The organism is Mesorhizobium sp. B2-4-14 (assembly GCF_006442155.1).
Classification (GTDB): Bacteria; Pseudomonadota; Alphaproteobacteria; order Rhizobiales; family Rhizobiaceae; genus Mesorhizobium.
Map to the genome: position 1 here is coordinate 59,824 of NZ_VFVA01000009.1, position 14,924 is coordinate 74,747.

Below are 14,924 nucleotides of genomic sequence, written 5' to 3' on the forward strand. Positions count from 1 at the left end.
GGTTACTCGGCCGCGGCCTGCGCCGAGTTCGAACCGATATAGTTGCGGATCGTCTCTATGATTCGGTCCTGGTCGGCTTCGCTCAAATAGGGGTGCATCGGCAGGCACAGGATACGCTTCGGCAATTCCTCCGAAACGGCAAGACCCGTCGGCGTGCGCGGATAGTCGCGATAGGCGACCTGCTCATGCAGCGGCTTGACGTAGTAGATGACCGACGGGATGCCCTTTTCGCTCAGATGCGCCTTCAGCCCGTCGCGCTTCGGGGTTTCGATGGCGTACTGCGCCCACGCCGAGCGGCTGCCGTCGAGATTGCGGGCGGCGGTGACAATGTCGCCGAGGCCTTCGGCATAGCGATTTGCCACAATTTGGCGCGCGACCATTTCATCTTCCAGAATGGCCAGCTTCTCGATAAGGATCGCCGCCTGCAGCGTGTCGAGGCGAGAATTGATGCCGACACGGACATTGTCATACTGCGTCTCGCCCTTGCCGTGGAAGGCAAAGGAACGCAGCTTGTCGGCCAGTGCGTCATCGTCGGTGAACATCGCGCCGCCGTCGCCAAAGCAGCCGAGCGGCTTGGCTGGATAGAAGCTGGTCGAGCCGACATGGCCGAAGGCACCACACATCTTGCCGTCAAGCGACCCGCCCATCGACTGGGCGGCGTCCTCGATCACCATCAAGCCTTCGCGGTTGGCGATAGCCATTATGGCTTCGTAGTCGGCGGCTAGGCCGAACAGGTCGACAGGGATGATCGCCTTCGGCTTCAGCCGGCCTTCCTTCTTGATCATCGCGATCGCGGCTTCGAGGCTGGCGATGTCGATGTTGTAGGTCTTGGCGTCAACGTCGACGAACACAGGCTCCGCCTTGGCCAGCGCCACCACTTCAGCCGTGGCGGCGAAAGTGAAGCTCGGCACGAATACGGCATCGCCCGGACCGATGCCAGCGGCAAACAGCGGCAGCAGCAGCGCGTCGGTGCCGTTGGCGCAGGCCACGACATGCTTGGTGCCAATATAGGCGGCAAGCTTCTTCTCGAACTCCGCGACCTGGGGGCCGAGAATGTAGCGGCCGTCCTCGACGACATGGTCGATCGCGGCTTTCAGCCGGTCGCGGATTCGTTCGCGCTGCGCGCCAAGATCGATGAACTGCATGTCGGCCTCAAAGCTGCCAATAAACCGGCCTGCTGGTAACAGACTTGGCACGGCTGAAAAAGCCGGCCGAGGGCAAGGCGAATTGCGCCAGTGTCGCAGCTCGTTACCGCCTTTTGCCGGCGCATAACGCCCAAAAGCCGGAAATCCGGCCTTCATGGCGCATTTGGAGCGTTCTCTGTCGCGCTTTTCCAGCCTATGGAAACATAAAGTGATCGGCTGGGGGCGTATCAGCCGATCTCGTGCCGCCAGGGTGGATTGGCGCCGGCGCGCGACACTGTCACCGCCGCCGCCTTGGCGCCGAGCGACAGTGCCTTGCGGATGGCGTCTTGTGGAAGCTCGCCTATGGCCGCCTTTGACAGCAATCCCTGCTCGTGTAGGGAGGCGAGAATGCCGGCGTTGAATGTGTCGCCGGCGCCGACCGTATCGACCACCGTGACCCTCTCCGGCATCACGGTGACGGCATGATCCCTGCTGTAGCCGACGGCGCCTTCGCTGCCATGCGTGACGACGATGAGCTTCGGTCCGCGATCGAGCCAGTTGCGCACGACGTCTTCATGCGAACCGGCTTCGCCGAACCAATGGAGGTCTTCGTCCGAGAGCTTTACGATGTCGGCCATCGCCATCATGGCGCGGATACGTCTGAGGTGCTTGGCCTTGTCCGGGATGAAATTAGGCCGGATGTTGGGGTCGAGCATCATGACGCGATGGCCATGCTCGCGCTTCATGAATTCCTCATAGGCGGATCCAGCAGGCTCCGAGATCAGGCTGATGGCGCCGAACAGCATCGCCTCGATCTCGGACCCGAGCTGCGGCAGGTCGTCGATGGTCAGCATGCGCCCGGCGGTGTTCTCGTCATAGAAGGTGTAGGTCGCCTGGCCATTGTTCAGTTTTACGAAGGCCAGCGTCGTCGGTCTCGGCGACGTGTGGGCATAGGTGGAACTGACCTTGCTCGCTCCCAGCGCGTCCCGGAATTGGCCGCCGAAAAGATCCGATGACAGGCCAGAGAAGAAGCCGGCCGGCGCACCGAGCCGGCCAAGCGCGATCGCAGTGTTGAACACCGCACCGCCGACATAGGGAGCAAAGGCCGGCTCCCCTTCCGTCGTGGTGCGCGGCAGCATGTCGATCAGGGCTTCGCCGCAGCAGAGGATCATGGCTTCTTGGTCTCCGGCGGATAGATCACGCCCTTACGGATGATGATGTTGGCGTAAAGTCGCGGCTCGCTTGTCGCGACGATAGCGTGCGCCGATTTGACCCGTGCATAGAAGTCGGCGCCGGCCAGCGCAACCACCTTGCGGCCCGGCACGCGTTTGGCACAGATCGCCTCCATCTCATGATGGACGGGGTCGGCGAGTGACGGATCGCCCTTCACCGAGGCGCGAAACAACGCCTCCGGGACGACGTCGTCGACCGGCAGGATGCTCAGGATCGCGTCGAGCATCGGAATGAGGGGATGACCGTCGGCCCGGACGAGGCGTCTTGCCTGCTCCTCGGCCGGATAGTTTCCATCGACCAGGGCGATCTCGTCGCCATGCCCCATGGCGCGCAGGGTCGCCAGGAGTTCCGGACCGAGTAGCGCCGGTATTCCGATCAGCATTCAGGCGCTCCTGGAAATCGTGGTCGAACCGACGAGGAAACGCTCCGAAAGCGGCAGGCTGGCACCACCAAGGGCCCGAGCGTGGATGCCGACTGTTCCCTCGCGGACGGCTGGAAGCCTCAATCCTTCGCCGTCAACAGTGCCGATGGCTTCGATGACGGCATCGACCAGCCGCCGCCGTACGGTGAGCGGCATCCAGCCGTCGATCACCGCCGCCTCGAAATCGATGACGGAAGAGGCCGCCACGATGGCGTAGGCCAGCGCCCGCGAGGCGCTGGCGATCCAATCGTCGAGCTCGACGCCGATCTCGCCCCAGTCTTCCGGAGACGTCCACAGATGTGAAGCTTCGACACCGCGGGCGTTGAGCGCCTTTTCCAGCATGGTGATCGATGCGATGTCGATCAACTGGGTTGGCTTGCCCTCGGGGCCTGGCACCGGCATGGAGCCCAGCGCGCCGGCATTGCCGGTAGGGCCACCATAGAGGCGTCCATTCAGCACGATGCCGCCGCCGGCAAAGGCGCCGATATAGAAATAGACGAAGTCGCGGGCGGCTCCTGCCTGGCCGAAGACGAGTTCGGCGCCACAAGCCGAGGTGGCGTCGTTTTGAAGGTAGACGGGAAATTCGCACTGCAACTGGATCTCGGCCCTGATGTCGCGGTGGCGCCATTCATCCATCACGTCCCGGGGCGCGTTGGCCCTATCGGCCCAGTTCCACAATTCGAACGGCATGGCGATGCCGAGCCCGGCAATGCGCTTGTTCTGAGCCGGGCTGAGTTCTGCGCGCATCTTTTCCATGCCCGAGGTGACGAATTCCACTGTCTCGCGCGGCGCCGGGTAGCGGTAGGAGTGCTGCAACATCGAACGGACATTGCCGAGGAAATCAATCAGCACGAGTTCGGCGCTGCGCCGGCCGATCTTCAGGCCTATGAAATACGCACCTTCCGGATTGAGCGCCATCGGAATGGACGGTTGGCCGATCTTGCCGCGCAACGGCGCCTGACGCACGAGAAGATTGTCGTCTTCAAGTTCCCGCATGATGACTGAAACGGTCTGAGCCGAAAGTCCGGTCATACGGGCGATGTCGGATTTGGCGAGGCTGCCATGCTGGCGCACCAGCGAAAGCACGAGCCGCTCATTGTGGTCCCGCATCCCGCTCTGATTGGTGCCTCGGTGAAGCCGACTCTCGGCTGCCTCGGGCGAACCGTGCCTCGCACTGCCGGTCTCCACCCTGGTCCTCCCGTTAATTCCCCTCGGGGCTTTGGGCCAGAATGAGCGGTCAAGGCAAGTGTGTCAATAATAAATAAGAGTGATTTAATTATTGACAGCCAGCGCGGTCTGGTGTCTGCTAAAGCCGGCATCCACGCTGGGATGGTTTGTTTGGATGCTTGTATGGATGCCGGTTGGCCGGCACCCGAAATGGTTCCACTGGGAGGACAATCGTGACCGACAAAAGAGTATTGAAAGCAACAGTTTTTGCCGCCGCCGCGCTCGGCGTGATGGCGTTTGCACCGGCCGCGTTCGCTGCCAATGTCAGCGCTTGCCTGATCACCAAGACCGACACCAATCCCTTCTTTGTCAAGATGAAGGAAGGCGCCACGGCGAAGGCCAAGGAAATCGGCGTCGATCTCAAAGCCTATGCCGGCAAGGCCGAAGGCGACAATGAAGGCCAGGTCGCGGCGATCGAATCCTGCATCGCCGATGGCGCCAAGGGTATTCTGATCACCGCCACCGACACGGCCGCTATCGTGCCGGCGGTCAAGAAGGCGCGAGACGCCGGACTTCTCGTGATCGCGCTGGACACGCAGCTTGAGCCCGCCGATGCCGCGGATGCGACGTTTGCAACCGACAATTTCAAAGCCGGCGAACTCATCGGCTCATGGGCAAAAGCGACTTTGGGCGATAAGGCCAAGGATGCCCATATCGCCTATATGGACCTGATTGCCAGCCAGCCATCGGTCGACGTGCAGCGTGACCAGGGCTTCATGAAGGGCTTCGGTATCGACGTCAACGATCCCAAGAAGATCGGTGACGAAAAGGATCCGCGCAATGTCTGCCACGATCTATCTGGCGGCAATGAGGATGGCGGCCATACCGCCATGGAGAACTGCCTGCAGAAAGACCCGAACATCAACGTCGTCTATACCATCAATGAACCCGCCGCCGCGGGCGCCTACCAGGCGTTGAAGGCGGTTGGCAAGGAGAAGGACGTGTTGATCGTTTCGATCGACGGCGGCTGCCCGGGCGTCAAGAATGTGGCGGAAGGTATTATCGGCGCCACCTCCCAGCAATATCCCTTGCTGATGGCCTCGCTTGGCATCGAGGCGATCAAGGCTTTCGCCGACACCGGCAAGAAGCCTGAACCGTCGCCCGGCTTGAACTTCTACAATACCGGTGTGACGCTGATCACCGACAAGCCCGCTGCCGGCGTCGATTCCATCGACACCAAGGCAGGTCTCGCCAAGTGCTGGGGTTGATTTGATCGCCTGATCGGCTCATTTTCGAAAAGACCATAAGAAAAAATAGTGTGGGGCGGCTCCTGCCGCTCCACACATAAGGCGGGGAGGCCGAGTTGAGCATCGAGACAACCAAAGTCAGCGGACCACAGGAGTTCGAAAAGGCGTTGGCCGCAAGCGACGGCAGCGTCGCTTCCTTCGACACGCATTCGCGCACCCCGCTGGAAAGCATCCAGCACAGGCTCCACAAAAGCCCGGCAATGGTGCCCCTGATCATCCTCGTGCTTTCGGTGATCCTGTTCGGCGTCGTTGTCGGTGGCCGCTTCTTCTCCCCCTTCACGCTGACGCTGATCCTGCAGCAGGTGGCGATAACCGGTATGGTCGGCATCGCCCAGACGTTGGTGGTGCTGACCGCCGGCATCGACCTGTCGGTTGGTGCCATCATGGTCCTGAGTTCTGTCGTCATGGGCCAGTTTGCCATGCACTACGGTGTCCCGGCACCCGTGGCCGTCGCCGTCGGGCTGCTTGTCGGCGCGCTTTGCGGCCTGGTCAATGGCGTCCTCATTGCCAGGGTGAAACTGCCGCCCTTCATCGTGACGCTCGGCACCTGGTCGATCTACGCTGCCATCAACTTCATCTATTCGGGCAACGAGACCATCCGCAGCCAGGACCTCGAGGCAACGGCGCCATTGCTGCAATTCTTCGGCAACTCGTTCAAGGTCGGCGGCGCCGTCTTCACCTACGGCGTGCTTCTGATGCTGATCATGGCGGCGATCGCCTGGTACGTGCTCAACCAGACTGCCTGGGGCCGGCATGTCTACGCGGTGGGTGACGACCCGGAGGCAGCCGAACTGTCGGGTGTCCGTGTCGACCGGATGCTGCTCGTGGTCTACACGCTGACGGGCATCATTTGCGCCATTGCCGGCTGGGCGCTGATCGGGCGCATCGGCTCGGTCTCGCCTCAGGCCGGCCAGTTCGAGAACATCAATTCGATCACGGCGGTGGTGATCGGCGGTACCTCGCTGTTTGGCGGACGCGGCTCCATCCTCGGCACCATCTTCGGTGCTCTGATCGTCGGCGTGTTCGCACTGGGATTGCGGTTGTGGGGAACGGATCCCCAATGGACGCAATTGTCGGTCGGCGCCCTTATCATCGTCGCGGTCGGCATCGACCAATGGATCAGGAAGATCTCGGCATGACCCAGGCTCAGGAACCCATCCTCACCGCGCGCGGCCTGACCAAGCGTTACGGTCGCGTCACTGCCCTCGACAGCGCCGACTTCGATCTCTACCCCGGAGAAATCCTCGCCGTGATCGGCGACAACGGCGCCGGGAAGTCGTCTCTCATCAAGGCCATTTCCGGTGCGGTGACGCCGGATGAGGGAGAGATCCGGCTCGAGGGCAAACCGATTGCCTTCAAGTCGCCGATGGAAGCCCGCGAAGCGGGTATCGAAACCGTCTACCAGAACCTGGCTCTGTCGCCGGCACTGTCCATCGCCGACAACATGTTTCTTGGCCGCGAAATCCGCAAGCCGGGTTTCCTTGGCCGATGGCTTCGCATGCTCGACCGTCCGGTGATGGAAAAGCGCGCGCGCGACAAACTGACCGAACTCGGTCTGATGACGATCCAGAACATCAGCCAGGCGGTGGAGACGCTGTCTGGTGGCCAACGTCAGGGCGTTGCCGTGGCACGCGCCGCCGCCTTCGGCTCGAAGATGGTCATCATGGACGAGCCGACCGCGGCGCTCGGTGTCAAGGAGAGCCGCCGCGTGCTCGAACTGATCCTCGACGTCAAGAAACGCGGCCTTCCGATCGTGCTCATTTCACACAATATGCCGCATGTCTTCGAGGTCGCCGACCGTATCCACATCCATCGGCTGGGCCGTCGCCTGGCCGTCATCGACCCCAAACAATACACGATGTCCGATGCGGTAGCCTTCATGACCGGGGCCAAGGCACCGCCGGAGGTCCTGGCGGCCTGATCTTGCCAATTGCCGCAGGGGCATTCAACCCGGCAATGGTTTAAATCGATTGAAGACATGCTGCAATGCACTAAGATAGGCTGGGAGAAACTGTGAAAGCCGGTATGATCAGGCCAACTGAACGAGAGGCGATATGACATCCGCCATGACGATCGAAGCCCCCGCTCTCGACAATCCCGATCCCAGAACGCTCGCCGAAGAAGTCTTGATGTCCCTCAAATACAGGGTCGGCAAGGACACCACAGTCGCGACCCAGTACGACTGGCTGACCGCCTCGATCAAGGTCGTGCGCGACCGCATCGTCGACCACTGGATGCAGGCGACGAAAGAGGCCTACGACCAGCGGGAAAAGCGCGTCTACTACCTGTCGCTGGAGTTCCTTATCGGCCGCCTGATGCGCGACGCCTTTTCCAATCTCGGCCTGATGGAGAACATGCGCGAGGCACTGACCTCGCTCGGCGTCGACCTCGACGTGATTGCGGCGTTGGAGCCGGATGCGGCGCTCGGCAATGGCGGCCTTGGCCGGCTCGCCGCCTGCTTCATGGAAAGCATGGCCACGGTCGACATTCCCGCGCATGGCTACGGCATCCGCTACGCCAACGGCATGTTCCGCCAGGAGATACACGATGGCTGGCAGGTCGAGCTGCCCGAGACCTGGCTCGACCACGGCAACCCCTGGGAATTCGAGCGGCGCGAACGCTCCTTCGAGGTCGGCTTCGGCGGTTCGGTGGAATCCATCACCACCAAGGACGGTCGGCTCGAACGCCATGTCTGGAAGCCGACCGAGCACGTGCTCGCCGTCGCCTACGACACGCCCGTGGTCGGCTGGCGGGGAAACCGCGTCAACACGTTGCGGCTGTGGTCGGGCATGCCGGTCGATCCGATCCTGCTCGACAAGTTCAATGCCGGCGATCACATCGGCGCGCTCGCCGAAAGCAACAAGGCCGACGCTTTGTCGCGCGTGCTCTATCCCGCCGATTCCCACAAGGCCGGGCAGGAGCTCAGGCTGCGGCAGGAGTATTTCTTCTCGACCGCCTCGCTGCAGGACATCGTGCAGCGGCATCTGAGCCAGTATGGCGACCTGAAGTCACTGCCCGACAAGGCGGCGATCCACCTCAACGACACCCACCCGGCGATCGCGGTGCCTGAGCTGATGCGGCTCCTGATGGATGTCCACGGCATGGACTTCGACCTTGCCTGGGACATCACCAAGCGCACCTTCGGCTACACCAACCACACGCTGCTGCCGGAGGCGCTGGAGAGCTGGCCGGTGCCGCTGTTCGAGCGGCTTTTGCCGCGCCACATGCAGATCGTTTATGCCATCAACGCCGAGATGTTGCTCGAAGCCCGCGCGACCAACCAATTTTCGGGCGAGCAGATCAGCCGCATCTCGCTGATCCAGGAGAATGGCGACCGCCGCGTGCGCATGGGCAACCTGGCCTTTGTCGGCTCGCACTCGATCAACGGCGTCTCGGCGCTGCATACCGAGTTGATGAAGGAAACGGTCTTCGCCGATCTCCACAGGCTCTACCCTGATCGCATCAACAACAAGACCAACGGCATCACGCCGCGGCGCTGGTTGATCCAGTGCAATCCCGGGCTGACATCGCTCGCCCGCGAAACGATCGGTGACCGTTTTCTCGACGACATAGATGCCATCAAAGGGCTCGAGGCCTTTGCCGACGACAGCGCGTTTCGCGACAAATTCGCCGCCGTCAAGCGGCAGAACAAGGTGCGGCTGGCCAATCTCGTCGCCGATCGGCTCGGCATCAAGGTCGATCCCTCGGCACTGTTCGACATCCAGGTCAAGCGCATCCACGAATACAAGCGCCAGCTTCTGAACATCCTCGAGGCGATCGCGCTCTTCGACCAGATCCGCTCGCATCCCGAGCGCGACTGGATGCCACGCGTGAAATTCTTCGGCGGCAAGGCCGCGCCCAGCTATCACAACGCCAAGCTGATCATCAAACTCGCCAACGACGTCGCCAGGGTCATCAATCGCGATCCGGCCGTTCGTGGTTTGCTGAAGGTGGTGTTCGTGCCGAACTACAATGTCAGCCTGGCCGAGATCATGATGCCGGCGGCCGACCTGTCCGAGCAGATTTCGACCGCGGGCATGGAAGCGTCGGGCACTGGCAACATGAAGTTCGCGCTCAACGGCGCGCTGACCATCGGTACGCTCGATGGCGCCAATGTCGAGATCAAGGAGTGCGTCGGCGACGACAACATCTTCATCTTCGGCCTCACCACGGCAGAGGTCGCCGAGCGACGTAACAATGGCTACAACCCGCGCGGCATCATCGAGGCTTCCTCCGAACTGGCGCAGGCGGTCGCGGCCGTCTCGTCGGGCGTCTTCTCGCCCGATGATCCCAATCGCTACCGCGATCTCATCAACGGTCTCTACGACAGCGACTGGTTCATGGTCGCGGCGGATTTCGACGCCTATGCCGCTTGCCAGCGCGACGTCGATGCGGTCTGGCGCAACAGCCCCGATTGGAACGCCCGGGCAATCCGTAACGTCGCGCGCATGGGCTGGTTCTCATCCGATCGCACCATCCGCCAATACGCGAAAGAAATCTGGAACGTGCCTGTCTGATGTGATTGCATGAGACTACGAACAATGTGGTCCGGGATGTGAGTTGAGTGCCGAACTCACGTCACCGGAAGACAAAAACATGGTGCCCTGGGAGGGACACTGCCTGATGAGGAAGCCGAGCGCGACCGCTGCGACAAGCGGGCCGGACGGACTGGCGCCAGCCGGCGATGTTGCGGCGATTGTCGCCGGCACGCATGGCGATCCGTTTGCGGTGCTTGGTGTCCATGAGATCGGCAAGGGCCTGTTTGCCCGCTGCTTCGTCCCGCATGCAGAACTCGTCACCGCCTACACGCTGACCGGCATCAAGGCAGGCGAACTGTCCAGGCGAGACGATGCCGGCTTCTTCGAGGGCAAGCTGTCGATCAAGAAGCGGCAGCCGCTGCGCTATCACGCCAGGAACGCCGGCGGCGACTGGTGGCTGACCGATCCCTATTCGTTCGGCCCGGTGCTGGGGCCGATGGACGACTATTATATCGCCGAGGGGTCGCATCTCAGGCTGTTCGACAAGCTTGGCGCGCATATCATCGAGCACGAGGGCGCCACCGGGGTGCACTTCGCCGTCTGGGCTCCAAACGCTCGGCGCGTGTCGGTGGTCGGCGATTTCAACGACTGGGACGGCCGCCGGCATTCGATGCGCGACCGTCGCGACACCGGCATCTGGGAGGTGTTCATTCCCGATATCGGCGCCGGGCGACCCTACAAATACGAGATCATCGGGCCCGATGGCGTGCGGTTGCCGCTCAAGGCCGACCCGTTCGCCTTCAAGTCCGAACTGCGCCCGGCGACGGCGTCGGTGACCGCGGTGGCGCCGTCGCATTCATGGGGTGACGAGGCGCACCGCACTTTCTGGCGCAATGCCGATCCGCGCCGTGAAGCGATCTCGATCTATGAGGTCCATGCCGGCTCCTGGCAGCGTCGCGACGACGGCACGTTCCTGTCATGGGATGAATTGGCCGACCGGCTGATCCCCTATGTGGTCGAGACCGGCTTCACCCATATCGAGTTCATGCCGATCTCCGAACATCCCTATGATCCGTCCTGGGGCTATCAGACGACTGGCCTCTACGCGCCGTCGGCGCGTTTTGGCGATCCGGACGGCTTTGCCCGCTTCGTCGATGGCGCCCACCGCGCCGGCGTCGGCGTGATCCTCGACTGGGTGCCGGCGCATTTCCCTGTCGACGAGCACGGCCTGGTCCATTTCGACGGCACCGCGCTCTATGAGCATGCCGACCCGCGCAAGGGCTTTCATCCCGACTGGAACACCGCGATCTACAATTTCGGCCGTCGCGAGGTGATATCGTTCCTGGTCAACAACGCGCTGTTCTGGGCCGAAAAATATCATGTCGACGGCCTGCGCGTCGATGCGGTCGCCTCGATGCTCTACCTCGACTATTCGCGCAAGCAGGGCGAATGGATCCCCAACGAGAAGGGCGGCCGCGAGAACCTGGAGGCGGTCAGCTTCCTGCAGAAGATGAACAAGGAGCTCTACGGCCACCATCCCGGCGTCATGACCATCGCCGAGGAATCGACCTCATGGCCGAAGGTCTCGGCGCCGGTCCATGAGGGCGGGCTGGGCTTCGGCTTCAAGTGGAACATGGGCTTCATGCACGACACGCTGGAGTATTTTTCCAAGGAGCCGATTTTCCGCAAGCACCACCACAACGACCTGACCTTCGGCCTGGTCTATGCCTTCTCGGAAAATTTCGTGCTGCCGCTCTCGCATGACGAGGTCGTGCATGGCAAAGGCACGCTCTTGGGCAAGATGGCCGGCGACGACTGGCAGAAATTCGCGACCTTGCGCGCCTACTATGGTTTCATGTGGGGCTATCCCGGCAAGAAGCTCTTGTTCATGGGTCAGGAATTCGCGCAGCGCCGCGAATGGAGCGAGGCGCGCGCGCTCGACTGGAACCTGCTGGATTTCCGCCCGCATCGCGGCGTCTGGCAGACGGTGCGCGATCTCAACTATCTCTACCGTTCACGACCGGCGCTGCATGGCCGGGACTGCGAGCCGGAGGGCTTTTCCTGGCTGATCGTCGACGACAGCCAGAATTCGGTTTTTGCCTGGGCACGCAACGCGCCTGACGGCAACCCGGTGGCTGTCATCTCCAACTTCACGCCGGTGCCGCGTGACAATTATCGCGTGCCGCTGCCGAAGGCCGGCAAGTGGCGCGAGATCATCAACACCGACGCTTCCGAATATGGCGGCTCCGGCATGGGCAATGGCGGCATGGTCGTCGCCGGCGGGGAGGGGGCTGGCGTGTCGGCGACGATGCTTTTGCCGCCGCTGTCGACGATCATGCTCGAACATGTTCCAGACTGAGTAAACGGGGAGGGTAAAACATGGCAGAAACGAAACGGACCCAGCCGCTGGCTCGCGACGCGATGGCCTACGTGTTGGCTGGCGGACGTGGCAGCCGTCTCAAGGAACTGACCGACCGGCGCGCCAAGCCGGCGGTCTATTTCGGCGGCAAGACGCGCATCATCGACTTCGCGCTCTCCAACGCGCTCAACTCCGGCATTCGCCGCCTCGGCGTGGCCACGCAGTACAAGGCCCATTCGCTGATCCGCCACCTGCAGCGGGGCTGGAACTTCCTGCGGCCCGAACGAAACGAGAGTTTCGACATCCTGCCGGCGAGCCAGCGCGTGTCGGAAACGCAATGGTATGAGGGCACGGCTGACGCCGTCTACCAGAACATCGACATCATCGAGGCCTACGGGCCCGAATACATGGTCATTCTCGCCGGCGACCACATCTACAAGATGGACTATGAGATGATGCTGCGCCAGCACGTCGACGCCAATGCCGACGTCACCGTCGGCTGCCTCGAAGTGCCGCGTATGGAAGCGACCGGTTTCGGCGTCATGCATGTCGACGCCAAGGACAACATCATCGCCTTCGTAGAAAAGCCCGCTGATCCGCCGGGCATTCCCGGTAACCCTGAATTCGCCCTGGCCTCGATGGGCATCTACGTCTTCAACACCAAGTTCCTGATGGAGCAGCTGCGCCGCGACGCCGCCGAGCCGGGTTCGAGCCGCGACTTCGGCAAGGACATCATCCCCTATATCGTTGAGCACGGTAAGGCGATCGCGCACCGCTTCACCAAGTCGTGCGTGCGCTCGACCGCCGAGAACGAAGCCTACTGGCGCGATGTGGGAACGGTCGACGCCTATTGGGAAGCCAATATCGACCTGACCGACGTGACGCCGGAGCTCGACCTCTACGATCGCGACTGGCCGATCTGGACCTATGCCGAGTTGAAGCCGCCGGCAAAATTCGTCCATGACGAGGACGGCAGGCGCGGTTCGGCCGTGTCGTCGCTGGTCTCGGGCGATTGCATCGTCTCCGGCGCGTCGCTGAAGAAAAGCCTGATCTTCACCGGCGCGCGCATCAACTCCTATTCGACGTTGGAAGAGGTCGTCATGCTGCCCGACGTTCATGTCGGCCGGAACGCAAAGTTGAAGCGCGTCGTCATCGACCACGGTGTAAGGATACCGGAGGGGCTGGTGGTCGGCGAGGATCCCGTGCTCGACGCCAAGCGCTTCCGCGTCTCGGAAAAGGGCATCTGCCTGATCACGCAGGACATGATCAACAAACTGGGGCTCTAGAGAAATTCCAGGAAAAGTGTGAAACGGTTTTCCGCCCTGATTGCTTGGAAACCCGGAATTTTGCTTGGAAACGAAGAGTTGGACAGGATCGGAAAGACGCATGCAGGTTCTGTCGGTCACGCCCGAGATCTTTCCGCTGATCAAGACCGGCGGGCTTGCCGACGTGACCGGCGCGCTGCCCATCGCGCTGGCGGCCAAGGGCGTGACCATGCGCACGCTCATTCCAGGCTTTCCCGCGGTGATGGAAGCCTTCAAGAAACGTAAGGCCGTTTACCAATATCCGCTGCTGCAGGGCGGCAAGGCTTCGGTGCATGCCGTCCAACTCGCAGGGCTCGATCTTTTCGTGCTCGACGCGCCGCACCTGTTCGACCGTCCCGGCGGTCCCTACGGCAACGCCTCGGGCGCGGACTGGCCGGACAATTGGCGGCGCTTCGCGGCGCTGAGCCAAGCCGGCGCCGATATCGCCGGTGGCGCCATCTCCGGTTACCTGCCCGACATCGTCCATGCCCATGACTGGCAGTCGGCGATGACGCTTGCCTATATGCGCTACGGCAAGGCGGTCGGCACGCCGTCGATGATAACCGTGCACAATCTCGCCTTCCAGGGGCAGTTCGGCGCCGGCATTTTCGGGGAACTTGGCTTGCCGGCAGCGGCGATGGCACTTGACGGCGTCGAATATTATGGCGGCGTCGGCTTCCTCAAGGCCGGCCTGCAGGCCGCCTGGGCGATCACCACGGTGAGCCCGACCTATGCGCAGGAGATCCGCTCGCCGGAGTTCGGCATGGGCCTCGACGGTCTGATCAACATGCGCTCCAGCGATCTCTACGGCATCGTCAACGGCATCGACACCGCGATCTGGAACCCGGAAACCGACAAGCATCTGGTATCGGATTATACGGCTGGAACGCTCGAGGCGCGCGCGCCCAACAGAGCCGCCGTCGAGGAGCGGTTTGGCCTCGATCGCGACGACAGCCCGATCGTCTGCGTCGTCAGCCGACTGACCTGGCAGAAGGGCATGGACATATTGGCGACGGTGGTCGACGGCATCGTCGCGACCGGCGCGCGGCTGGCCGTACTGGGCTCAGGCGATGCCGGTCTCGAAGGCGCTCTGCTTGCCGCCGCGGCGCGCCACCGCGGCCGTATCGGCGTGGTCGTCGGCTATGACGAAGGGCTGTCGCACACCATGCAGGGCGGCTGCGATGCCATCATCATTCCATCGCGCTTCGAGCCCTGCGGACTGACGCAGCTCTACGGCCTGCGCTATGGCTGTGTGCCCGTGGTCGCCCGCACCGGCGGTCTCGCCGACACCATCATCGATGCCAATGAAGCTGCGATGGCTGCCGGCGTGGCGACCGGGTTCCAGTTTGCTCCCAACAATGGCGGCGCGATGCTGCACGCCATCCGCCGCCTGGCGGACGCCCACGCCAATCCCGCGGCTTTCGAAACCATCCAGCGCCAAGGCATGAAGAGCGATGTGTCATGGGATCGAAGCGCGGAAAAATACGTTGAACTCTATCGCCTTCTGCTTTCGAAAAGGGTTGCTTGAAGC

11 protein-coding genes are annotated in these 14,924 nt (G+C 62.4%); 7 read left to right on the forward strand and 4 right to left on the reverse strand.

Annotation, left to right across the window (positions count from 1 at the left end):
* Nucleotides 1-2: 2 nt before the first annotated feature.
* The 4 genes from FJ938_RS10655 to FJ938_RS10670 form a co-directional block, all read right to left on the reverse strand.
* Nucleotides 3-1,145 (reverse strand): DegT/DnrJ/EryC1/StrS aminotransferase family protein, encoded by a 1,143-nt coding sequence (locus tag FJ938_RS10655; RefSeq protein ID WP_140693481.1) that lies wholly within the window; start codon nt 1,143-1,145, stop codon nt 3-5.
* A 227-nt stretch (nt 1,146-1,372) separates the two neighbouring features.
* The gene (locus FJ938_RS10660; RefSeq protein WP_140610033.1) at nt 1,373-2,296 is read right to left on the reverse strand and encodes a carbohydrate kinase; all 924 of its coding nucleotides are present in this window, start codon (nt 2,294-2,296) and stop codon (nt 1,373-1,375) included.
* A complete protein-coding gene (locus FJ938_RS10665) occupies nt 2,293-2,739 on the reverse strand; it encodes an RbsD/FucU domain-containing protein (protein ID WP_140610032.1) in 447 nt (148 codons plus the stop codon). Before FJ938_RS10665 ends, FJ938_RS10660 begins: the two co-directional genes overlap by 4 nt.
* Entirely contained in the window at nt 2,740-3,966 is a 1,227-nt protein-coding gene (locus FJ938_RS10670; protein WP_140610031.1) for an ROK family transcriptional regulator, read from the reverse strand.
* A gap of 269 nt (nt 3,967-4,235) precedes the next feature.
* On the opposite strand from FJ938_RS10670, the gene FJ938_RS10675 reads away from it, so the two are divergent.
* The 7 genes from FJ938_RS10675 to glgA all read left to right on the forward strand — a co-directional run bounded on the left by FJ938_RS10675 (nt 4,236) and on the right by glgA (nt 14,921).
* Entirely contained in the window at nt 4,236-5,213 is a 978-nt protein-coding gene (locus FJ938_RS10675) for a sugar ABC transporter substrate-binding protein (protein WP_181165605.1), read from the forward strand.
* A 95-nt stretch (nt 5,214-5,308) separates the two neighbouring features.
* Nucleotides 5,309-6,391 (forward strand): ABC transporter permease, encoded by a 1,083-nt coding sequence (locus tag FJ938_RS10680; protein WP_140610030.1) that lies wholly within the window; start codon nt 5,309-5,311, stop codon nt 6,389-6,391.
* Entirely contained in the window at nt 6,367-7,173 is an 807-nt protein-coding gene (locus tag FJ938_RS10685; protein ID WP_181168693.1) for an ATP-binding cassette domain-containing protein, read from the forward strand. Before FJ938_RS10680 ends, FJ938_RS10685 begins: the two co-directional genes overlap by 25 nt.
* Before the next feature lie 133 nt (nt 7,174-7,306).
* Nucleotides 7,307-9,769: a glycogen/starch/alpha-glucan phosphorylase gene (locus FJ938_RS10690; protein WP_140610028.1), complete on the forward strand. Its 2,463-nt coding sequence runs from the start codon at nt 7,307-7,309 to the stop codon at nt 9,767-9,769.
* Nucleotides 9,770-9,875: 106 nt separating this feature from the next.
* Nucleotides 9,876-12,089 carry a 1,4-alpha-glucan branching protein GlgB gene (gene glgB / locus FJ938_RS10695; RefSeq protein WP_140610027.1) on the forward strand — a complete coding sequence of 738 codons (2,214 nt, stop codon included), beginning with the start codon at nt 9,876-9,878 and terminating at the stop codon, nt 12,087-12,089.
* Nucleotides 12,090-12,109: 20 nt separating this feature from the next.
* The gene (gene glgC / locus FJ938_RS10700; RefSeq protein ID WP_140610026.1) at nt 12,110-13,375 is read left to right on the forward strand and encodes a glucose-1-phosphate adenylyltransferase; all 1,266 of its coding nucleotides are present in this window, start codon (nt 12,110-12,112) and stop codon (nt 13,373-13,375) included.
* A 100-nt stretch (nt 13,376-13,475) separates the two neighbouring features.
* Complete coding sequence (gene glgA, locus FJ938_RS10705) at nt 13,476-14,921, forward strand: glycogen synthase GlgA (RefSeq protein ID WP_140610025.1); 1,446 nt, start codon at nt 13,476-13,478, stop codon at nt 14,919-14,921.
* The last annotated feature ends 3 nt before the right edge of the window (nt 14,922-14,924 follow it).

Bases quoted from the DNA above. Each gene is read 5' to 3' on its own strand.
- FJ938_RS10690 (WP_140610028.1), top strand. From the start codon at position 7,307: ATGACATCCGCCATGACGATCGAAGCCCCCGCTCTCGACAATCCCGAT.
- FJ938_RS10655 (WP_140693481.1), bottom strand. From the start codon at position 1,145: ATGCAGTTCATCGATCTTGGCGCGCAGCGCGAACGAATCCGCGACCGG.
- glgA (WP_140610025.1), top strand. From the start codon at position 13,476: ATGCAGGTTCTGTCGGTCACGCCCGAGATCTTTCCGCTGATCAAGACC.
- glgC (WP_140610026.1), top strand. From the start codon at position 12,110: ATGGCAGAAACGAAACGGACCCAGCCGCTGGCTCGCGACGCGATGGCC.
- FJ938_RS10660 (WP_140610033.1), bottom strand. From the start codon at position 2,296: ATGATCCTCTGCTGCGGCGAAGCCCTGATCGACATGCTGCCGCGCACC.
- glgB (WP_140610027.1), top strand. From the start codon at position 9,876: ATGAGGAAGCCGAGCGCGACCGCTGCGACAAGCGGGCCGGACGGACTG.
- FJ938_RS10675 (WP_181165605.1), top strand. From the start codon at position 4,236: ATGGCGTTTGCACCGGCCGCGTTCGCTGCCAATGTCAGCGCTTGCCTG.
- FJ938_RS10665 (WP_140610032.1), bottom strand. From the start codon at position 2,739: ATGCTGATCGGAATACCGGCGCTACTCGGTCCGGAACTCCTGGCGACC.
- FJ938_RS10685 (WP_181168693.1), top strand. From the start codon at position 6,367: ATGGATCAGGAAGATCTCGGCATGACCCAGGCTCAGGAACCCATCCTC.